Here is a 19,946-nt window from a genome sequence, read left to right as displayed (position 1 = left end):
CGGGGCAGGGGCAGTTATTCCGCAAAAGGGCCGGCGGCGATCGCGTCCACCCATGACGGGGCGTGGTAATCGGGGAGATAGCGGTCGCCGAAGTCGCGGATAAAGGTGTCGTAAGTCGACTCCGGTTGGGTTGTTGCCATGGCGATTGCGCAACTGGCGAACTCGGTCTTGAAGTCGAGCCGAGGGACCGCATCGATCACCGCGGCGATCTCGGCCGGATCCAGCGTGGCGTAGTCCGCGGTTCCAAAATCCACGCCGATACCGCGCGATGACAAGGCGACTTCGGTCTCCTTGAACAGGCTGATCGAGTGGGTGACGTGCGGCGCGATCCCATCCCATACGAGCTGCGCGCGGCGATCATCGAATCCCAGGTCGCGCACGAACGCGCGCGCGACGTTGGCGCCGTTGACCTCGAACCGGTGTGGGCCCTTGCCGTGCGCGGTAAAGCCCAGGTCGTGGAGCAGGGTGGTCACCGCGACGATCTCGGCGTCGAACGGTTCGTTGCGCCGCGCGCCGATCTTGGCCGCGAATATCCAGGATCGGGTGACGTGGTTGAACAGCACCGGTGACATGCGATCACGTGCGAAGTCGAACGCCTTCAGGATTGCCGGTGTCTCAATGAGATCGGCGAACCGGGCGCGTAGCTGGCCGTGCGATAGCGGGTCGGATACGACCGCGAGGATCGCGGCGTCTGGCAGGGTCGAGGACATGGCGAGTCTCCCGCGCGCCCGCGCAACGCGGCGGCGTGATGGACGAACAGGATCTATCGGTTGGCGGACGGGGGAATAACCCGTCCGCCGTCCCGCTCAGCTACGGATGAACGCCAGGATATCCGGGTTCAGCACATCGGCGTGGATCGTTGCCATGCCGTGCGGATAGCCGGGATAGGTCTTGATCGAGCCGTTCTTGAGCAGCTTGACCGCCATCCGCCCGGTCGTATCGATCGGGCAGACCTGGTCGTCCTCGCCGTGCAGGATCAGCACGGGCTGGTCGATCGATTGCAGATCGGCGGTGAAGTCGGTGTCGGCGAACGCGGTGATGCAGTCATATTGCGCCTTGATGTCGCCGACCATCGCCTGCCGCATCCAGTTGGCGGAGACGGCGGGCAGGATTTTGGCGCCGGCGCGGTTGAAACCGTAGAACGGGCCGGTCGCGAATCCGTTGTAGAAGTCCGCGCGATTGGCGGCGGTGCCGGCGCGGATGCCGTCGATCGCCTCGGGAGGCACGCCATTGGGGTTGGTCGGCGACCGCGTGAGCCGCGGCGGGATCGCGCCGATCAGCACCGCCTTGGCGACGCGGCCGTTGCTGCCATATTTCGCGACATAGCGGATCGCCTCGCCACCGCCGGTCGAGTGACCGATGTGGATGGCATTGCGCAAGCCCAGATGCGCGGTGACCGCCGCGACGTCGGCGGCATAGGTATCCATGTCGTTGCCGCTGGATGCCGGGCTCGACCGGCCATGCCCGCGACGATCATGCGCGATCACGCGATAGCCCTGCTGCGAGAAGAACATCATCTGCGTGTCCCAGTCGTCGCCACTGAGCGGCCAGCCATGATGAAACACGATCGGCTGCCCCGCGCCCCATTCCTTGTAGAAGATTTCGGTGCCATCCTTGACGGTGATCGTGCTCATGGTCTTGTCTCCTGCAGCGTGTTGACCGTGTTTCAGCGGACCGGCCATGCTTTCACCACCAAGCGCGAGCGCGGATATGATCGCGGTTCCCAAAAGAATATCGCGACGCGACCCACTGAGAAGTGGCTGTATTCCTGAATGCTTGGGCGTCGGCATGGTGTGATCCCCGAATAGTGTCGGCGTGTTGCCGCCATGGGTGTATTAACTTGCATCTATTACGGGCGTGACGGGCCGAACTGACAAAACGCGGGGGAAAACTGACAAATGACGACCCGAACCATCATCGCGCCCCGACCCGTGGAGATCGCCATCGTCGTGCGGGACAAGGTCATGCTCGGTATCGTCCACGGGCTGACCGACCTGTTCCGGATCACCGACGATCTGAGCCGGATGCGTCTGGGCGTGGATGCGCCGGTCGTTCGGCTCAGCCACTTCGCCGATACCGGCGCCGGCGGGATCATGCGGACCTTCGATACGGTCCCCGACGCGATCACAGTTACAGGCGCAGCTATCCAACCGGACATGCCTAGCGTCATCATCATTCCTCCGTGCGAGACCGCTGCGCTGGGTATCGAGACCGACCGCAAATGGTCGGACTGGCTCACGGCGCGTCATGCGGCGGGGGCGGTGCTCGGATCGATCTGTGGCGGGACGTTCCTGTTGGCGCAGACGGGGCTGCTCGACGGACGTCGCGCCACCACGCACCTGATCTGCGCACCCGATCTGGCGACGATGTTCCCCACCGTGCAGGTCGATTTCGACGCGTTGCTGACCGAGGAGGACGACCTGATCACGGTCGGCGGGGTGATGGCATGGACCGACCTCGGGCTCGTCGTCGTCCGGCGCTTGCTGGGTGCTGTCGCGATGATGGAGACCGCGCGCTTCATGATGATCGATCCGCCGGGGCGGGAGCAGCGCTTCTACAGCACCTTCTCGCCCGAGATGGGACACGGCGATGCCGCGATCCTGAAGACGCAGCGGCATTTGCACGCGCGCGGCCCGCTCAAGGCGAGCGTCACCGACATGGCTGGTTGGTCGGGGCTCGAATTGCGTACGTTCGCGCGGCGGTTCCATGGGGCCACGGGATTGCGGCCGAACGAATATCACCAGCGCCTGCGGATCGAAAAGGCCCGGGAGATGCTGGAGACGACGACGACGCCGATCAACCAGGTCGCGTATGATGTCGGGTATGGCGATCCGGGGTCGTTCCGCCTGACATTTTCCAAACTGATGGGGTTAAGCCCGCGGGACTATCGAAAGCGATTTGGTCACGCCGCCGGCTTGCAGCCCTGAACGCCAATGCATGGTCGCACGGAACGGGACATGGTGCGCGACCTGCCGATAGTCAGCGCGTTTCGTCGGGATGAACCGCTGCGACCAGCGCCGTGATCGTGGGGGATTGCGCGAGCTCGTTCGGGTCGGCGTGCGGGGCGAAGACGAGGCCGATGTCGCGCGTGAAGTCGAAGCCCTCAAGATGTGCTCGGACGATGCCGGGTTCGCCGAAACAATCGGGCATCACCGTGATGCCGAGGCCCGCGCGGACATAGCTCAGCGCCTTGTCGTCGCTGGTCGTGCGCGACGCGAACACCGGGCGCACGCCCCGCGTCGTAAAGAAGCGGCTGGTCTCGGGCAGCAGTTCGCAGTGGCGACGGACGATCATGGGATCGTTGCCGAGTTCCTCCGCGCGGATCACGTCGCGACCCGCAAGCGGGTGCGACACGCCTAGCGCAAGACTGTAGCCTTCGGTGAAGAGCCGCTGGCTGGCGTAGTCGTCACCGTCGCGCAGCAGCATCAGCGCGACGTCGATCCGGCCGCGCGCAAGCCGCTCGCGCAGGTCGCGCTCCTTGCCCTCGACGATCTCGATCTGGCTGCCGGCGCCGCGCGACCGGTGTTCGCGGAGGAAATCCTCGATCCAGCGGCGCGGCGTCGTCGCCAGCACGCCGAGCCGCAGCGTCTGCTGGGTCGGCGTGCCGATCACCTCGCGTTCGGCAGCGGCGAAGGTCGCCTCGATCGTGCGGGCATGGGAGACTAGCCGCGCGCCGGCATCGGTCAGCGCGACGCGTCGGTTGGTGCGGTTGAACAGCGGGTGGCCCAGCGCGGTTTCGAGCTTGGCGATCCCGACCGACAGGGTGGGCTGCGACACGTTGCAGGCAGCGGCGGCACGCGAGAAGTTGCCGGTATCGATGACGGATAGGAAATACCGCAGATGATAGCGATCGATCATAGGCGTTATCTATAGCGTTGATCGCGATCTTTCAATTTTCCAGCGATCGGGCAATCCCGTAGATAGTCGTCAAAAGATCGACAGGAGACGATGATGGCAGACCTGAATTTCGGGCTCGGCGAGATGGCCGACACGATCCGCGACACCACGCGGCGGTTCGCGCTCGACCGGATCGAGCCGATCGCGGCGCGCATCGATGCCGAGGACAGTTTTCCCCGCGAGCTATGGCCCGAAATGGGCGCGCTCGGGCTGCATGGCATCACCGTCGAGGAAAAGGATGGCGGGCTCGGGCTTGGCTATCTCGAGCATCTGATCGCGTGCGAGGAGATCAGCCGGTCGTCCGCATCGGTCGGGCTCAGCTATGGCGCGCATTCGAACCTGTGCGTCAACCAGATCCGCCGTTGGGGCAATGCGGAACAGAAGGCGAAGTACCTGCCCAAGCTGATCTCCGGCGAGCATGTCGGCAGCCTTGCCATGTCGGAAGCGGGCGCGGGCTCGGACGTCGTGTCGATGAAGCTGCGTGCGGACAAGGTCGATAGCGGCTGGCGGCTGAACGGCACCAAGTTCTGGATCACCAACGCGACCTATGCTGACACGCTGGTCGTGTACGCCAAGACGATCCCCGACGCCGGATCGAAGGGCATCACCGCGTTCCTGATCGAGAAGGATTTCGCCGGTTTCTCGATCGGGCAGAAAATCGACAAGGTCGGGATGCGCGGATCGCCGACCGCCGAACTCGTGTTCGACGATTGCTTCGTGGCGGAGAGCCAAGTGATGGGCCCGCTCAACGGCGGCGTCGGCGTGCTGATGTCGGGGCTGGATTACGAGCGCGTGGTGCTGTCGGGCATCCAGCTCGGGATCATGCAGGCCTGTCTCGACGTGGTGCTTCCTTACGTTCGCGAGCGCAAGCAGTTCGGCCGGCCGATCGGCGAGTTCCAGCTGATGCAGGCGAAAATCGCGGACATGTACGTCGCGCTCAATTCGTCGCGCGCGTATGTCTATGCCGTCGCCAAGGCGTGCGACGCGGGCCAGACGACGCGGTTCGATGCCGCGGGCTGTATCCTGCTGGCGTCCGAGAACGCGGTGAAGGTCGCGAACGAGGCGATCCAGGCGCTGGGCGGGGCGGGCTATACCAAGGACTGGCCGGTCGAGCGGTATTGGCGCGACGCCAAGCTGCTCGATATCGGTGCGGGGACGAACGAGGTCCGCCGGATGCTGGTCGGGCGCGAGCTGATCGGCCACGACGCGCCTAAGGCCCAGTAATGCCGACGCTCACGACACAGGTCGATGCGACGTCCGAGGCGTTCCAGGCGAACGCCGCGCATAACCGGGCGCTGGCGGAGACGCTGCGAGCAACCATCGCGAAGACCGCCTTGGGTGGGTCGGAACAGCATCGTGCGCGGCATGTGTCACGCGGGAAGCTGTTGCCGCGCGACCGCGTCGAGCGGTTGCTCGATCCGGGATCGCCGTTCCTGGAGGTCGGCGCGCTGGCGTCGAACGGCATGTACGACGACGGCGCGCCCGGTGCGGGGATGATCGCCGGGATCGGTCGCGTGTCGGGGCGCGAGTGCATGATCGTCGCGAACGACGCCACCGTGAAGGGCGGCGCCTATTATCCGATGACCGTGAAGAAGCATCTGCGCGCGCAGGAGATCGCGCGCGAAAACCGCCTGCCGTGCATCTATTTGGTCGATAGCGGCGGCGCCAATCTGCCGCATCAGGCGGAGGTGTTTCCCGACCGCGATCACTTTGGCCGGATCTTCTTCAACCAGGCGCAGATGTCCGCCGAGGGCATCGCGCAGATCGCCTGCGTGATGGGAAGCTGCACCGCGGGCGGCGCCTATGTGCCGGCGATGTCGGACGAGAGCGTGATCGTCCGCAACCAGGGGACGATCTTCCTCGCCGGCCCGCCGCTGGTGAAGGCGGCGACAGGCGAGGTGATCTCGGCCGAGGAACTGGGCGGCGCGGAAACGCATGGCCGCAAGTCGGGCGTGGTCGATCATGTCGCGGAGACTGACGAGCACGCGCTGCTGATCGTCCGCGATATCGTCGCGACGCTCAACCATCCGAAGACCGTCGACATCGAGATCGCCACCCCGCGCGCGCCCAAATACGATCCGGCGGAGCTGTACGGCATCGTGCCGCAGGACGTTCGCGCACCCTATGACGTGCGCGAGGTGATCGCGCGGATCGTCGACGACTCGGAGTTCCACGAGTTCAAGGCGTTATACGGCACCACGTTGGTGTGCGGATTCGCGAAGATCTGGGGGATGCCGGTTGCGATCCTCGCCAACAACGGCGTGCTGTTTTCGGAATCCGCTCTGAAGGGTGCGCATTTCATCGAACTCGCCTGCCAGCGCCGCGTGCCGTTGCTGTTTCTGCAGAACATCTCGGGCTTCATGGTCGGCGGCAAATACGAGGCGGAGGGGATCGCCAAGAACGGCGCCAAACTGGTGACCGCGGTGGCGACCGCGTCGGTGCCCAAGATCACCGTCCTCATCGGCGGCAGCTTCGGCGCGGGGAATTACGGGATGTGCGGGCGTGCGTTTGCCCCGCGTTTCCTGTTCACCTGGCCCAATGCGCGGATCTCGGTGATGGGCGGCGAGCAGGCGGCGAGCGTGCTGGCGACCGTCCACCGCGACGCGGACAGCTGGACGCCGGAGCAGGCTGAGGCCTTCAAGGCGCCGGTCCGCCAGAAATACGAGGACGAGGGCAATCCCTATTACGCCACCGCGCGGCTGTGGGACGACGGGATCATCGACCCCGCGCAGACCCGCGATGTGCTCGGTCTCGCCCTTTCCGCCACGCTGAACCCGCCGATCCCCGAGCGCGCGCAGTTCGGCCTGTTCCGGATGTGATGGGCATGGACCTGACCATCGACGGCGCGACGGTCGCCGACGAAGCGGCCTTCCATACGCTGATCCGCGAGGCGTCGGGCGTGGAATGGTATGGCGGCAGTCTCGACGCGTTGTTCGACCTGCTCGTAGCAGTCGTCGCGCCGCCGATCCGCCTGCACATCGTCAACGCCGCAGCGGCGCGCGCGACGATCGGCGCGCGGTTCGATCGCATCGTCACCGTCATCCTGGACGCGGTCGCCGAACGTGGCACCGACGCCGTCGCCCTGCGACTGGAGAGCTAAGCATGATCCAGAGTCTTCTCATCGCCAATCGCGGCGAGATCGCCCGCCGCATCATCCGCACCGCCCGGCGGCTCGGCATCCGCACGATCGCGGTCCATTCCGACGTCGATTCCGGCATGCCGTTCGTCCGCGAGGCGGACGAAGCGGTGTGCATCGGTACCGCGGCGGCGACCGACAGCTATCTGCGGCAGGACCGCCTGCTGGAGGCGGCACGCGCGACCGGCGCGGAAGCGGTCCACCCCGGCTACGGCTTCCTGTCGGAGAATGCCGAGTTCGCCGAGAGCGTGATCGCCGCCGGTCTCGTCTGGGTCGGTGCGCCGCCCGCGGCGATCCGCGCGATGGGGCTGAAGGACGCCGCCAAGGAGCGGATGATCGCCGCGGGCGTGCCCGTCACGCCGGGCTATCTCGGCGCGGACCAGTCGCCCGCGCGATTGCAGGCGGAGGCCGACGCGATCGGCTATCCGGTGCTCATCAAGGCGGTGGCGGGCGGCGGTGGCAAGGGCATGCGCAAGGTCGATGCCGCGGCCGACTTCGCCGAGATGCTGGAGAGCTGCAAGCGCGAGGCCGCGGCGTCGTTCGGCAACACGCAGGTGCTGATCGAGAAATACATCCTCTCGCCGCGCCACATCGAGGTGCAGGTGTTCGGCGATACGCACGGGCAGGCGGTCCATCTGTTCGAGCGCGACTGTTCGCTGCAACGCCGCCATCAGAAGGTGATCGAGGAAGCGCCCGCACCCGGCATGGACGACGCGACGCGGGCGGCGGTCTGCGAGGCGGCCGTGAAGGCGGCGCGTGCGGTCGACTATGTCGGTGCGGGGACGATCGAGTTCATCGCCGACGGATCGGAGGGCCTGCGTGCCGATCGGATCTGGTTCATGGAGATGAACACCCGGCTCCAGGTCGAGCATCCGGTGACCGAGGCGATCACCGGGCAGGATCTGGTCGAGTGGCAGTTGCGCGTCGCGAGCGGCGAACCTCTGCCGAAGCGGCAAGACGAGCTGTCGATCACCGGCTGGGCGATGGAAGCGCGGCTCTATGCCGAGAACCCGAGCACGGGGTTCCTGCCGTCGACCGGGCCGCTCGACCGGCTGCGCTTTCCCGCCGGCGTCCGCATCGACAGCGGCGTCGAGGAGGGAGGCGAGGTTACGCCCTATTACGATCCGATGATCGCCAAGCTGATCGTCCACGGGACGACACGGCGCGAAGCTGCAGCCAAGCTGGCGGCGGCGGCGCGCGGTACGCAGGTCTGGCCGGTGAGGACCAACGCCGCGTTCCTTGCGCGTGCCGCGGCGCATCCGGATTTCGTCGCGGGGCGGGTCGATACCGGGTTCATCGAGCGTCATGCCGATGCGCTGATCCCGGCGGCGGAGCCTTCGCTGGCTGTGCTGGCGGCGGCGGCGGCGGCGATCCTGCCTGCCGTGACCGGCGATCCCTGGACCAGCCTGCGTGGGTTCCGCACCAATGCGGCGCCGTCCTCGCAGGTCGCAGTCGAGGTCGCGGGCAAGCCGTATCTCGTCACTGGCGACCAGGCGTCGGCGGCGGTCGTTGCGGACGGCGTGCTGTTCCTTGACGGCGAGGCATGGCCGTTCGGTCCGCGCCGAGCCGACCACATCGCCGGGGCGGGCGAGGGCGATGGTGCGATCCTGGCGCCCATGCCGGGCCGCGTCATCGCGGTGCTGGTCGAGGACGGGCAGGCGGTGACCAAGGGCCAGCGAATGCTGGTGCTGGAGGCGATGAAGATGGAGCAGGCGTTACTCGCGCCGTTCGATGGCGTCGTCGCGGAGCTGAAGGTAACCGAAGGCGCGCAGGTATCCGAAGGCACGATGCTCGCGCGGATCGATAAGTTGGTGCCGAGCAACGGGGAGAGCGAATGATGGCCGGGCGTTTCTACGATGACTGGACGGTCGGCGACACGATCGTCCATGAGATCCGTCGCACCGTGACCGAGACCGACAATCTGTTGTTCACGGTGATGACGCACAACCCGCAGCCCTTGCACCTCGACGCCGAGGCCGCGCGCGCGAGCGAGTTCGGGCAGATTCTGGTCAACGGCACCTTCACCTTCGCGCTGATGGTGGGGCTGTCGGTGGGGGACACGACGCTCGGCACGCTGGTCGCGAACCTTGGCTACGACAAGCTCGTCATGCCGAAGCCGGTGTTCATCGGTGACACGCTGCGCGCCGAAACCGAGGTGCATGCGCTCAAGGAAAGCCGGTCGCGACCCGATGCGGGGATCGTCACGTTCGCGCACCGCCTGCTCAACCAGCGCGACGAGATCGTGTGCCAGTGCCTGCGCAGCGCGCTGATCAAGCGATCTGCGGCATGAGGCTGCGATCGCTGCTGTTCGTGCCGGGCGATCGGCCTGAACGGTTCGACAAGGCCGCGGCGAGTGGTGCCGACGCGCTGATCCTCGACCTGGAGGATTCGGTGGCGGCATCGGCCAAGGACGCCGCGCGAGCGGCGGTCGCGGCGCGGTTGCGCACGGAGCGGGGTGGGGTCGCGGTCTTCGTTCGGATCAACCCGCTCGATACCGATCTGAGCAGCGAAGACCTCGTGGCGCTGCGCGGCCCCTCGCCGGACGCAATCGTGCTGCCCAAGGCGGAAGGGGCGGCCAGCGTTCGCTTGCTAGCCGAGCGGCTAACCGAGGCAGGAATCGACGCCCCGATCCTGCCGATCGCGACCGAGACTCCCGCTGCGATTTTCCAACTCGGCAGCTATGCTGGGTGTGGCGTGGCGCTCGCCGGGCTGACCTGGGGGGCGGAGGACCTGCCCGCCGCGATTGGCGCGGCAACCTCGCGTGAGGACGATGGCCGCTATACGGCGCCGTATGAGATGGTGCGGTCGCTCGCGCTGTTCGGCGCGCATGCGGCGGGGGTACCGGCGATCGAGACGGTCTACCCCGCGTTTCGCGATGTGGAGGGGCTGGCGGCGTATGCAAAGCGCGCGGCGCGCGATGGTTTCACGGGCATGATGGCGATCCACCCGGCGCAGGTGGCGACGATCAACGCCGCGTTTACGCCCGATGCGGCGCAGATCGCACATGCGCGCGCGATCGTCGCTGCCTTCGCTGCACAACCGGAGGCAGGCGCATTGCAGGTCGATGGTCGGATGGTGGACGCACCACATCTAAAGCAGGCACGCCGAATACTCGACCGCGCGACGTAGACGGCACGATTCAAGTGCGGTCGCGGCATGTCCTTGACAGTAATTCGTGGAAACCGCCCACCAGAAGGCCGGGAGCAAAATCATTCCGATGTCGAGGGCAACCGCTCTAGTTTCACTCACCAAACGCGCTGTTTTCAGCCGATGGTGACCCCTACGGGAATCGAACCCGTGCTTCAGCCGTGAAAGGGCCGCGTCCTAACCGCTAGACGAAGGGGCCTGCGTGGTGGAGGCCGACTAAGGGGAAGGGGGCGAGGCGTCAAGCGTTTCGATACAAGAATTTAGTCTGCCCACGCCGCGTCCTCGACATGAAGCTCGGCCGAGGGGCGTGAGGACCAGTCGTCGATCTTCGCGCGGCCCGCCAGCCAGAGTTTGCGGTGGGGGGCGGCACCGAGCAGGGCCTGGCCGAGTGCGGATTCGGCTGAGCGGAACGCCATCGCCTTGATGCTGCGGCCGTCGTCGCCCGCGACGATCGTGCGGACGTGGCCGTTGCCGACGATATCCGCCTTGATGACGCGGACCGGGCCCATCGCGACGCGTGGCGCGGGCCAGCCCATGCCGTAGGGGCCGCCGGCTTCCATTGATTCGACGAGGCCGGGGTTGACGCCGCCGGCCGCAAGGACGGCGTCGAGCAGCAGCGCGCGGTCGCCGTTCGAGCGCTCGACCGCGGCGGCGAGGCGCTCTTCGAGGAAGTCAGTGAAGGCGGGGATGGCGGCCTCGGCGATCGTCAGGCCGGCCGCCATCGCATGGCCTCCGCCGGCGACGAGCAAGCCGTGTTCGCGGGCGGCCATGACCGCTGCGCCGAGGTCGACACCGGGGATCGATCGGCCGGAGCCCTTGCCGATGCCGTTCTCGTCGATCGCGATGACGATCGACGGGCGGCCGAGCTTTTCTTTCAGGCGACCGGCGACGATGCCGATCACGCCGGGGTGCCAGCCGTGGCCGGCGACGACGGCGACCGCACGGTCTCGGCTGGAGAGGAGGTCGGCGGCTTCCTGCACGGCGGTTTCGATTGCGCGACGTTCTTCGTTGAGGCGATCGAGTTCTGTGGCGATCTGGCGGGCTTCGTCCGGGTCCTGCGTGGTCAGCAGGCGGACGCCGAGGTCTGCGCGACCGACGCGGCCACCGGCGTTGATGCGGGGACCAAGTGCGAAGCCGAGGTCGGTGCAGGTCGGGTTGCGGGTCAGGCGCGAGGCTTCGATCAAGGCTGCGACGCCGATGTTCTTGCGTGCGCCCATGACTTTCAGACCCTGCGCGACGAACGCGCGGTTGAGGCCGCGGAGTTGGGCGACGTCGGCGACGGTGCCTAGCGCGACGATGTCGAGCAGGTCGATCAACTTCGGCTCGGCGCGGTCCTTGAAGAAGCCGCGCGCGCGGAGCGTGCGGACGAGCGCGGCGGCGGCGAGGAAGCACATCCCGACCGCGGCAAGATGGCCATGCGCGGCGCCCTCGGTCTCGTCGAGCCGGTTGGGATTGACCAGCGCCAGCGCGTGCGGGAGCGCGGTCGAGCATTTGTGATGGTCGATGACGATCACGTCGACTGCCGCGTCACGGGCGGCGTCGAGTGCGTCGAACGCTTGCGCGCCGCAGTCGACCGTGACGATCAGCGAGGCGCCTTCGCCGGCGAGGCGGACGAGTGCTTCGCCCGACGGGCCATAGCCTTCGAGCAGGCGGTCGGGGATGTAGGGGCGGGCTTCGATGCCGAGATCGCGCAGGACCAGGACCATGAGCGCGGCGGAGGTGGCGCCGTCGACGTCGTAATCGCCGAAGATCGCGACCTGTTCGCCGGCTTGCACGGCGTCGGCGAGGCGGTCGGCGGCGCGGTCCATGTCGCGGAAGATCGACGGGTCGGGCATGAACGCGCGGATCGACGGCGTGCGGTGCGCGTCGAGCGCGTCGCGGGGGCAGCCCCTAGCGAGCAGGAGCTGGGTGACGAGATCGTCGCCCGAGCCGCCCCCGAAAGCGTCGACGCCAAAGCCGTCCCGGCCGTCGGCGGCGAGCGCGCGCCAGCGCCAGGGTTGGCCGAGGATGGAGGAGGTTACGCCTAGAACTGTCATGCCTTGGACGTAGTGGCTGCGGGGGGATTGTCGAGCGGACCGTGCATTGGGCGAGCGCTCGCACCGTCATCCTGACGAAAGTCAGGATCCAGGATTACGGAAGTGGGCGTTCATGGCTCTGCCTGACTTTCGTCAGGATAACGTGAAGGGGGTGGAAAGGGTGCTTGTTGGTGGGGGGCGGTGGAAGGAGAAGACGCTCCCGCCCCCCGCACCCGTTCGTGCTGAGTAGCGACCGAGTAGCTTCGCAGAAGCGTATCGAGGGTGCGTATCGAAGCATGGGTTCCGCGACCCAACCTGTCCTTCGATACGCCGTCTCGATACGCCGCCTTCGGCGACTACTCGACGGCTACTCAGGACGAACGGGGGGATGAGGAATCCGCGCCGGGGGCTCCGCGACGGGGGAGGGGGCGAGCTGGCGGTCTACTCGCCCCCCTCACTTGATCCACGGCCGCTCGCGGAACCACTTCGTCACGATATACTTCACGCCCTCCATCACCGGCATGCCCTCGTGCAGCGTCAGCCCGTTCGGCGTCCCGTCCGGGTTCATGTTGTTCCATGCGAGCAGCATGCCGCGTTTCGGGGCGATCTTGATGCCCGCCTGCGGGAACCACGTCGCGCCGCCCTCGGGGACGTCGTTGAGGAACACCATCGCGGTCCAGGTGCGCTGGCCGCCCTGTTCCTGCATCTTGGCCCAATAGCTTTCGGACTCGTGGAAATAATCATGGTGCGCGCGGAATTGCTGGCCGGGGGCGTAGCGCTGGCCCTGCATCGTCTCGCCGTGGAGCAGGTCTATCCCGAGCAGCGTCGCGATCGCCTCGTCGGTCGGCTGGACCTCGGGAGACCAGCGATCCATGTCGCAGCTTTCCGAGGTGCGGAAGCTGCTGTTCGGGCGATCGGACAACAAGGTCGACGGCCGCCGCTTGGAGTCGATCATCGCGATCAGCTGCTTGCAGGTCTTCGGATCGAGGAAGTCGGACTGGTAATAGAACTGCACCGTGTCCATCGCGATACGCTGTACCGCGGGATTGGCGTTCAGTCGGGCGGCGACCTGCGATCCGGCGGCCTGGCGGAGGGCCATGGCCGGATCGACCTTCTTGGCTTTTGAAAAGATACCCACGCCGCAGGATTTGGCGAACTCGCCCCGAAAGGCAAGAGGGGGAAACGCAAGAGCCCCGCGGCGACGTCTGTCACCACGGGGCTCTCCCCTGTTACTGCGTGACGGGTAGGCGCAATTCTTAGAGGGGGCGCCTACCAGAAGATGTCGTACACCGTGTCGACCACGCGGCCGCTGTCGAGATCGACCAGCAACGCGTCGTTGTAATAGCGCACCCAGCGATACGGGCCGTACGCCTCGGGCAGGCGGTAGGTGTACGGGTCCTGGATCCAGTAATTCTGGTTGTAGAGGATGCTGTTCAGCGAGAAGCCGACGCCGAAGCGACGATAGCCCGACCCCCAGCCGCTCGGCGCATAGTAGCGCGGAAGGCGATAGGCGCCGCGGTTCGACGCGCGGTAGTTGCTCCAGGCGTAGCGGTTGTCGTTGCGCCAGCCGCGGTTCCAAGCGCCGCCCTGGTTGTAGTGCCCCTGATTGTAGCCACCGCGGCCATAGCCCGGGACGTTGCCGTAGGCACGGTTGGGCTGGCGGTTCTGGTAGCCGTCACGGCCGCCGTTGCGCCAGTCGCCCCGACCGTCGCCTCGACCGTCATTGCGTCCATTGCGGTCGAACTGGCCGCGATTTACCTGTTGGTTGCCGCGATCGAAGCCGGGGCGACCTTGGTCGCGGTTCCAGCCGCCGCGATCCTGACCGGCTTGCGGGCCGGGACGATTTTGGCCGTTCCACCCCTGGCCGTTGCCACGCTGACCGTTCCAGTCGGGCCGGCCGCGACCATCCGGGCCGTCACCACGTACCTGAGCCTGTACGCCGAGGTCGGCGCGCTGCGGGCGCTGGCCCTGGTCCGGCGCGGCGGGACGATCGGGACGCTGCTGCTGGAAAGCCTGGCCGTCCGGGCGCGGTCCGCGGTCGGGGCGGTCACCGCGATCAGGGCGCTGGCCACGATCCTGGCGCGAACCATCGTTGCCGCGGTCCCCGCGGTCGCCGCGGTCCTGGTCGACCTGCTGCGCGGTGGCGGCGGTCGCCATCGTCGTAGCCGGCACCAACGCCGACGCTGCCATCAAGAGTTTGAGTAACTTGCCCGTCATCGCCGTGGTCCTCGACTGCCGGCGCACGAGCCGGCTCCTATGATGTGTTGGTTCTAGGCGTTGCGGGGTGTGGAGAGGCTGAATGGGTTCGTCAGCGATTAGACAGGTTGGGGTGGCGAGGGCGGTTGATCGCTGCATCGTGTCGTAGCCGCCACCCCGGCGGAGGCCGGGGCCCAGTTGGGGATGGAATGTAACGACGTGCTGCGATCTGTCACGCTGGACGTTCCAACTGGGCCCCGGCCTCCGCCGGGGTGGTGCAGCGGCGGGGTGGCGGCAGCTACAGGGGCGGTCGCTACACGGACGGCAGTTGCATGGGCGACCTATCCAACGGCGCGCCCTCCTTGTTCTCCCGCGAAGGCGGGAGCCCAGACTGGACTCCCGCCTTCGCGGGAGAACAAGCTTGGTTATGAGCAGGGCCGCTACCGCGCCGGCGGCGGCACCAGCGCTGGCACCAGCCGAGCGGAGTCCGCCGGATCGATCCCCGGCCGCGGCCCAGCCGGAATAACCTCTTCCCCGCGCATCGCCCGCCCGGCGCGCTGCACCGCCTCGACCACCCGAGGATACACCCCGCACCGACACAGATTGGTGATCTGCTCGCGGATCAGTTCTTCGCCCGGATCCGCATTGCGCTTCAGCAACGCCGCCGCCGCCATGATCATCCCCGGAATGCAGAACCCGCATTGTGGCACCGCCTCCGCGATGAACGCCAGTTGCACCGGATGATTGCGCTCCCTCGACAGGCCCTCGATCGTCGTGACGTACGCGCCCTCGATCGATCCAATCGGCACGCGACAGCTCCGCATCGCGCGCCCATCGATATCGACCGTGCATGCACCGCAATGGCCGGTGCCGCAGCCATATTTCGTCCCCGTCAGGTTCGACGCATCGCGCAGCGCCCACAGCAGCGGCGTATCGTTATCGAGCCGGTATTCGATCGGCTCGTTGTTGACGGTGAAGCGGCTCATGCCCGCCGTCCTAGCGCGCCGCACGGGATCGCACCAACCGGCATTGCCACGCGGCGGCCCCCCGGCTTATGTCGCACGCAAATACCGCGAGAGGGCGCAACACGATGCACGTCGATACCAAATCCACCGCCGCAGCCGGAGGCGATGCCAGCCACGGCTACGACGCGCCCGACCTGCGCGTGTTCGTGTTCGCGCTGTTCTTCATCTTCGGCGGCATTACCTCGCTGAACGACATCATCATCCCCAAGATGAAGGAGCTCTTCACGCTCGACCACGCGACCGCGATGCTGGTCCAGTCGGCGTTCTTCCTCGCCTATGCGCTGTTCTCGATCCCCGCCGCCGCGATCGTACGCAAGGCTGGCTACATGCGGACCGCGTCGATCGGTCTGGTGACGATGACCGCGGGCTGCCTGCTGTTCATCCCCGCCGCAGGGCAGGCGAGCTTCGGCATGTTCCTGTTCGCGCTGTTCGTGCTCGGCGCAGGGATCACCGTGGTGCAGGTCGTCGCCAACCCGCTGATCTCGGCGCTCGGCCATCCCAAGTCCGCCTCTAGCCGGCTGACCTTCGCGCAGGCGTTCAACTCGCTCGGCACCACGATCTTCCCGTATGTCGGCTCCGCGCTGATCCTCGGCGGGCTGGCGACGGTCGATTCCTCGACGCTCACCGGCGCCGCGCTCGATGCGTACCGGACGGAATCGTCGCGGACGGTCGTGCACACCTATATCGGCCTCGCGATCGCGCTGCTGATCGTCGCCGCGGTGGTGTGGACCCGCCGCAACCGGCTCAACGAGGAGCAGGACCAGACCGGCAGCATCTTCCATGCGTTCACGTTGCTGAAGCGCCCGCGCTTCGCGATGGGGACGGCGTGCATCTTCCTGTACGTCGGCGCCGAGGTCGCGGTCGGCTCGCTGATCGTCAATTACCTGATGCAGCCGAGCGTGATGGGCCTGAGCGACGTCGCAGCTGGCAAGCACGTGCCGTTCTACTGGGGCGGCGCGCTGGTCGGCCGGTTCATCGGCGCGTACGTGCTGAACAAGGTGTCGCCCGGCAAGGTGCTCGCGGGCGTCGCGACGGGCACGCTGGCGCTGATCCTGATCTCGGCGAACACGGAGGGCGCGCTGTCGGGCTGGGCATTGCTCGCGATCGGGTTGATGAACGCGGTGATGTTCCCGACGATCTTCTCGCTGGCGTCCGAAGGTCTCGGCAAGCGTGCGGCGGAGGGGTCGGGCGTGATCGCCACGGCGATCGTCGGCGGCGCGATCGTCCCGTATCTGACGGGTATGCTGGCGGACAAGTCGGGCAGCCTGCACTTCGCGCTGCTGCTCCCGGCGATCTGCTACGCGCTGATCCTGGCGTACGGGCTTTACGCTCGGAAGCCGGTAGTCGAAGCGGCCTACTGAGCGTGTTCCCCCGCGAAGGCGGGGGCCCAGACTGTGTCCCCGCCTTCGCGGGGACACATGCTTAGTCGGTAGACCCAAGCATCGGCGCCGCCCGTCCGGTTGCCAGATCGGCATCCGAAAACCGGATCGGCGTACGCAGCCCTGGGACCAGAGACCCATCCGGCCGCGCGACGTCGATCGCCATCCCCCGCGCGATAACCTGCGGATCATCGAACGCCTGCGCTACCGTATTGATCGGCCCGGCCGGCACCCCGACCGCCTCCAGACGCGCCAGCAACTCGAGCTTCGGCACCAGAGACGTCGCCGCCTCGATCCCCGCGAACAAGACGTCCTTAAACGCCAGCCGCCCCGCATTGGTCGCGAACCGCGGATCGTCGCGCATCGCGGGCAAGCCCATCGCGTCGCAGAACCGCCGGAACTGCCCGTCATTCCCGACCGCCAGGATGAACCACCCATCGGCACACGGAAACACCGCATACGGACACACGTTCATATGCGCATTCCCGACCCGCGTCGGCGACACGCCGCTTGCGAACCAGTTCATCGCCTGGTTGGCCAGCACGCCGGTCATCGTATCGAGCAACGCCATGTCGATTTGCTGACCCCGGCCGGTCCGCTCGCGCATCGCCAGCGCCGCCTGGATCGCGATCACCGAATATAGCCCAGTCATGATGTCGGCGAACGCCACGCCGATCTTCTGCGGCGCGCCATCAGGCTCGCCGGTCAGGTCCATGATCCCGCTCATCCCCTGGACGATGAAGTCGTAGCCGGCGCGGGGTGCGTAGGGCCCGTCCTGCCCGAACCCGGTGATCGAGCAATACACCAGCCGCGGGTTGACCGCAGAGAGCGAAGCGTAGTCGAGCCCGTATTTGACGAGCCCGCCGACCTTGAAGTTCTCGATCACGACGTCGGCGTCGGCGATCAGCGCACGGACAACTGCCTGCCCTTCCAGCGTGGTAAAGTCGGCGACGACCGACCGCTTCCCGCGGTTGGCCGCATGAAAATACGCGGCGTCGCGGCTGCCGTCCGGGTTGTCGATGAACGGCGGGCCCCAGGTGCGCGTATCATCCCCGGCCGGGCTTTCGATCTTGACCACCTCGGCACCGAGATCGGCAAGCACTTGGCCTGCCCAAGGCCCAGCCAGAATGCGTGCGAGTTCGACGACCTTCAAGCCGGCGAGGGGGGAAGGTTTGTCCTCCACGATCACAGCACCACCCCGGCGGAGGCCGGGGCCCAATTGGAAAGGTTGGAGTAACAACGCGCAGCGTCAGCCAATACCCGTTCCCCAATTGGGCCCCGGCCTCTGCCGGGGTGGTAGGACGTCGGGGCTGAACTCAAAACGCAGCGATACCCGTGATCGCCCGCCCTAGGATCAACGCATGCACATCATGCGCGCCCTCGTACGTGTTGACCGTCTCCAGGTTCATCAGGTGGCGCATCACCTGATACTCGCCCGAGATGCCATTCCCGCCGTGCATGTCGCGAGACATCCGCGCGATATCGAGCGCCTTGCCGACGTTGTTGCGCTTCACGATCGAGACCATTTCCGGCGCGAACCGGCCCTCGTCCATCAGCCGCCCGACGCGCAACGACGCCTGCAACCCGAGCGCGATCTCGGTCTCCATGTCTGCCAGCTTCTTCTGGAACAGCTGCCGCCCGGCCAGCGGCGTGCCGAACTGGTTGCGGTCCAGCCCGTATTGCCGCGCCGCATGGAAACAGAATTCCGCCGCGCCCAGCGCACCCCAGGAAATCCCGTAGCGCGCCCGGTTGAGGCACCCGAACGGCCCCTTCAATCCCTGCACGTCGGGAAGCAGCGCATCGTCGCCGACGTCGACCTCATCCATCATCACCATGCCCGTGATCGACGCGCGCAACGACAGCTTGCCCTCGATCTTGGGCGTCTCCAGCCCCTTCATCCCGCGCTCCAGGATGAAGCCGCGGATGCCGCCGCCATGCTCGTCGGACTTCGCCCAGATCACGAACACGTCGGCGATCGGCGAGTTGGAAATCCACGTCTTCGCGCCCGAGATCACATAGCCGTTGGCCGTCTTCTTCGCCCGCGTCGTCATCCCGCCGGGATCCGAGCCCGCGTCCGGTTCGGTCAGCCCGAAGCAGCCGATCCACTCGCCGGTCGCGAGCTTGGGCAGGTATTTGCGCTTCTGCTCTTCGGACCCGAATGCGTTGATCGGGTACATCACCAGGCTCGACTGCACCGACATCATCGATCGATAGCCTGAGTCGATCCGCTCCACCTCGCGCGCGACCAGCCCGTACGCGACGTACGACGCGCCGACGCCGCCATATTCCTCGGGGATCGTCGGCCCGAGCAGGCCCAGTTCGCCCATCTCGCGGAAAATCGCGGGATCGGTATGCTCGTGCTGGAACGCGTCGATGATCCTGGGCGCCAGCTTGTCGTCGGCATACGCCTTCGCGCTGTCGCGGATCATCCGCTCGTCCTCGCTCAACTGATCGTCGAGCAGGAACGGATCCGCCCAATCGAACTTGCCCATTCCGGCCATCTGCATCTCCTTCGTTGACCGCCGACTTCGTGGTTCGGCAGGCGAAAGTCCAGCCCTGACGAGCCGTTTAAGCATCGATCAGCGTCAGTACCGCGATCGTCACGTGCTCCCGGTCGCCGATCGTCTCAACGCAGTCGACCGATAGATCGGCGACGATATGCCCGCGCAGCGCGAACTCCGCGTCGGGCAGGCCATCGATCCAGTCTTGAAGACCGGGTACGGGGACCGCCGCGATCGTCAGCCGGTGGAGCGTCCCGACAAACGTCGCGCTCGCCCACGGGGTGCACGCGATCGACTCGACGTGCATCGTCAGGCCCGCCGCACTCGCGTGACCCCGAAGCGCGCGGATCAGCAGCGTACCCACATCGGGGCCGCGGATCGCGTCCATTCTCATGATCCGTTGCTCGCAATAAATGCCTCGATCCGCGCCACCATCGGTTCGCGCGCCTGACGACCGCGTCGCAGGTCATGCACGAGCCGCGGATCGCCGACTGCCAGCCGCCCGAACTTGGTCATCGGCATGCCGGTCTGCCGCAGATATCGATCGATCTTCATGAGAATCGTCACCGTCGTTCCTCCCGAGTCCCTTGCCCTGTTCTTGATCTGTTCCGCGAAATCCTACTTGTCTAGGAAATTTCCTACGCTAGGGT

At 66.6% G+C, this 19,946-nt stretch carries 19 protein-coding genes and 1 tRNA gene; 8 read left to right on the top strand and 12 right to left on the bottom strand.

The annotated features are described in order from the left end of the window. Window positions 1-14: 14 nt before the first annotated feature. Complete coding sequence (locus U1763_RS12515; protein WP_332755468.1) at window positions 15-710, bottom strand: HD domain-containing protein; 696 nt, start codon at window positions 708-710, stop codon at window positions 15-17. Window positions 711-806: 96 nt separating this feature from the next. Beyond that, window positions 807-1,634, bottom strand: a complete 828-nt coding sequence (locus U1763_RS12510) for an alpha/beta fold hydrolase (protein WP_132737829.1) — start codon at window positions 1,632-1,634, stop codon at window positions 807-809. Between the two features lie 264 nt (window positions 1,635-1,898). On the opposite strand from U1763_RS12510, the gene U1763_RS12505 reads away from it, so the two are divergent. Next, window positions 1,899-2,927 carry a GlxA family transcriptional regulator gene (locus U1763_RS12505; protein WP_332755467.1) on the top strand — a complete coding sequence of 343 codons (1,029 nt, stop codon included), beginning with the start codon at window positions 1,899-1,901 and terminating at the stop codon, window positions 2,925-2,927. 52 nt (window positions 2,928-2,979) lie between these two features. Here the strand turns inward: U1763_RS12505 and U1763_RS12500 are convergent, their stop codons facing one another. After that, complete coding sequence (locus U1763_RS12500; protein ID WP_332755466.1) at window positions 2,980-3,858, bottom strand: LysR family transcriptional regulator; 879 nt, start codon at window positions 3,856-3,858, stop codon at window positions 2,980-2,982. A gap of 93 nt (window positions 3,859-3,951) precedes the next feature. On the opposite strand from U1763_RS12500, the gene U1763_RS12495 reads away from it, so the two are divergent. From U1763_RS12495 to U1763_RS12470, 6 genes are read left to right on the top strand one after another with little or no spacing between them, the layout of a single operon-like run. Next, on the top strand, window positions 3,952-5,121 hold the full coding sequence (locus tag U1763_RS12495) for an isovaleryl-CoA dehydrogenase (RefSeq protein WP_332755465.1): 1,170 nt from the start codon (window positions 3,952-3,954) through the stop codon (window positions 5,119-5,121). After that, the gene (locus U1763_RS12490) at window positions 5,121-6,716 is read left to right on the top strand and encodes a carboxyl transferase domain-containing protein (RefSeq protein ID WP_332755464.1); all 1,596 of its coding nucleotides are present in this window, start codon (window positions 5,121-5,123) and stop codon (window positions 6,714-6,716) included. The genes U1763_RS12495 and U1763_RS12490 overlap by 1 nt, the downstream gene beginning before the upstream one ends. 5 nt (window positions 6,717-6,721) lie before the next feature. Continuing rightward, on the top strand, window positions 6,722-6,997 hold the full coding sequence (locus U1763_RS12485; protein WP_165886499.1) for a barstar family protein: 276 nt from the start codon (window positions 6,722-6,724) through the stop codon (window positions 6,995-6,997). A 2-nt stretch (window positions 6,998-6,999) separates the two neighbouring features. Next, window positions 7,000-8,871, top strand: coding sequence for an acetyl/propionyl/methylcrotonyl-CoA carboxylase subunit alpha (locus U1763_RS12480; RefSeq protein WP_332755463.1), 1,872 nt, complete (start codon window positions 7,000-7,002; stop codon window positions 8,869-8,871). Continuing rightward, window positions 8,871-9,323: a MaoC family dehydratase gene (locus U1763_RS12475; RefSeq protein ID WP_332755462.1), complete on the top strand. Its 453-nt coding sequence runs from the start codon at window positions 8,871-8,873 to the stop codon at window positions 9,321-9,323. Before U1763_RS12480 ends, U1763_RS12475 begins: the two co-directional genes overlap by 1 nt. Further along, window positions 9,320-10,162: an HpcH/HpaI aldolase/citrate lyase family protein gene (locus tag U1763_RS12470; protein WP_332755461.1), complete on the top strand. Its 843-nt coding sequence runs from the start codon at window positions 9,320-9,322 to the stop codon at window positions 10,160-10,162. Before U1763_RS12475 ends, U1763_RS12470 begins: the two co-directional genes overlap by 4 nt. 142 nt (window positions 10,163-10,304) lie before the next feature. On the opposite strand, the gene U1763_RS12465 is transcribed toward U1763_RS12470, so the two are convergent. The 5 genes from U1763_RS12465 to U1763_RS12445 all read right to left on the bottom strand — a co-directional run bounded on the left by U1763_RS12465 (window position 10,305) and on the right by U1763_RS12445 (window position 15,377). Continuing rightward, window positions 10,305-10,379, bottom strand: a tRNA-Glu gene (locus U1763_RS12465). Between the two features lie 61 nt (window positions 10,380-10,440). Then, window positions 10,441-12,216 (bottom strand): single-stranded-DNA-specific exonuclease RecJ, encoded by a 1,776-nt coding sequence (recJ, locus tag U1763_RS12460; protein WP_332755460.1) that lies wholly within the window; start codon window positions 12,214-12,216, stop codon window positions 10,441-10,443. 433 nt (window positions 12,217-12,649) lie between these two features. Next, window positions 12,650-13,333 (bottom strand): prolyl hydroxylase family protein, encoded by a 684-nt coding sequence (locus tag U1763_RS12455; RefSeq protein ID WP_431358286.1) that lies wholly within the window; start codon window positions 13,331-13,333, stop codon window positions 12,650-12,652. Between the two features lie 131 nt (window positions 13,334-13,464). After that, the gene (locus tag U1763_RS12450) at window positions 13,465-14,412 is read right to left on the bottom strand and encodes an RcnB family protein (protein WP_332755459.1); all 948 of its coding nucleotides are present in this window, start codon (window positions 14,410-14,412) and stop codon (window positions 13,465-13,467) included. Between the two features lie 419 nt (window positions 14,413-14,831). Further along, a complete protein-coding gene (locus U1763_RS12445) occupies window positions 14,832-15,377 on the bottom strand; it encodes a (2Fe-2S)-binding protein (protein ID WP_132738018.1) in 546 nt (181 codons plus the stop codon). A 104-nt stretch (window positions 15,378-15,481) separates the two neighbouring features. Here U1763_RS12445 and U1763_RS12440 point away from each other — a divergent pair, with 104 nt between their 5' ends. Continuing rightward, the gene (locus U1763_RS12440) at window positions 15,482-16,777 is read left to right on the top strand and encodes a sugar MFS transporter (protein WP_332755458.1); all 1,296 of its coding nucleotides are present in this window, start codon (window positions 15,482-15,484) and stop codon (window positions 16,775-16,777) included. Between the two features lie 61 nt (window positions 16,778-16,838). Here U1763_RS12440 and U1763_RS12435 read toward each other — a convergent pair whose 3' ends face one another. The 4 genes from U1763_RS12435 to U1763_RS12420 form a co-directional block, all read right to left on the bottom strand. Continuing rightward, window positions 16,839-17,978, bottom strand: coding sequence for a CaiB/BaiF CoA transferase family protein (locus tag U1763_RS12435; protein WP_332755457.1), 1,140 nt, complete (start codon window positions 17,976-17,978; stop codon window positions 16,839-16,841). Between the two features lie 133 nt (window positions 17,979-18,111). After that, the gene (locus tag U1763_RS12430; RefSeq protein ID WP_332755456.1) at window positions 18,112-19,296 is read right to left on the bottom strand and encodes an acyl-CoA dehydrogenase; all 1,185 of its coding nucleotides are present in this window, start codon (window positions 19,294-19,296) and stop codon (window positions 18,112-18,114) included. Between the two features lie 67 nt (window positions 19,297-19,363). Next, window positions 19,364-19,684, bottom strand: coding sequence for a hypothetical protein (locus tag U1763_RS12425; RefSeq protein WP_332755455.1), 321 nt, complete (start codon window positions 19,682-19,684; stop codon window positions 19,364-19,366). A 2-nt stretch (window positions 19,685-19,686) separates the two neighbouring features. Beyond that, on the bottom strand, window positions 19,687-19,863 hold the full coding sequence (locus U1763_RS12420) for a hypothetical protein (protein ID WP_165911374.1): 177 nt from the start codon (window positions 19,861-19,863) through the stop codon (window positions 19,687-19,689). Between the last annotated feature and the right edge of the window lie 83 nt (window positions 19,864-19,946).

Source organism: Sphingomonas sorbitolis (assembly GCF_036663875.1).
In the GTDB taxonomy this organism is placed as follows: Bacteria; Pseudomonadota; Alphaproteobacteria; order Sphingomonadales; family Sphingomonadaceae; genus Sphingomonas.
The sequence above is the reverse complement of the archived record's forward strand: the minus strand, read 5'-3'. Positions and strand labels throughout refer to the sequence as shown.

Coding starts and splice junctions, on each gene's coding strand:
- U1763_RS12510 (WP_132737829.1), bottom strand. CDS start 1,634: ATGAGCACGATCACCGTCAAGGATGGCACCGAAATCTTCTACAAGGAA.
- U1763_RS12495 (WP_332755465.1), top strand. CDS start 3,952: ATGGCAGACCTGAATTTCGGGCTCGGCGAGATGGCCGACACGATCCGC.
- U1763_RS12490 (WP_332755464.1), top strand. CDS start 5,121: ATGCCGACGCTCACGACACAGGTCGATGCGACGTCCGAGGCGTTCCAG.
- U1763_RS12445 (WP_132738018.1), bottom strand. CDS start 15,377: ATGAGCCGCTTCACCGTCAACAACGAGCCGATCGAATACCGGCTCGAT.
- U1763_RS12430 (WP_332755456.1), bottom strand. CDS start 19,296: ATGGCCGGAATGGGCAAGTTCGATTGGGCGGATCCGTTCCTGCTCGAC.
- U1763_RS12480 (WP_332755463.1), top strand. CDS start 7,000: ATGATCCAGAGTCTTCTCATCGCCAATCGCGGCGAGATCGCCCGCCGC.
- U1763_RS12440 (WP_332755458.1), top strand. CDS start 15,482: ATGCACGTCGATACCAAATCCACCGCCGCAGCCGGAGGCGATGCCAGC.
- U1763_RS12515 (WP_332755468.1), bottom strand. CDS start 710: ATGTCCTCGACCCTGCCAGACGCCGCGATCCTCGCGGTCGTATCCGAC.
- U1763_RS12475 (WP_332755462.1), top strand. CDS start 8,871: ATGGCCGGGCGTTTCTACGATGACTGGACGGTCGGCGACACGATCGTC.
- U1763_RS12500 (WP_332755466.1), bottom strand. CDS start 3,858: ATGATCGATCGCTATCATCTGCGGTATTTCCTATCCGTCATCGATACC.
- U1763_RS12470 (WP_332755461.1), top strand. CDS start 9,320: ATGAGGCTGCGATCGCTGCTGTTCGTGCCGGGCGATCGGCCTGAACGG.
- U1763_RS12505 (WP_332755467.1), top strand. CDS start 1,899: ATGACGACCCGAACCATCATCGCGCCCCGACCCGTGGAGATCGCCATC.
- U1763_RS12485 (WP_165886499.1), top strand. CDS start 6,722: ATGGACCTGACCATCGACGGCGCGACGGTCGCCGACGAAGCGGCCTTC.
- recJ (WP_332755460.1), bottom strand. CDS start 12,216: ATGACAGTTCTAGGCGTAACCTCCTCCATCCTCGGCCAACCCTGGCGC.
- U1763_RS12425 (WP_332755455.1), bottom strand. CDS start 19,684: ATGGACGCGATCCGCGGCCCCGATGTGGGTACGCTGCTGATCCGCGCG.
- U1763_RS12450 (WP_332755459.1), bottom strand. CDS start 14,412: ATGACGGGCAAGTTACTCAAACTCTTGATGGCAGCGTCGGCGTTGGTG.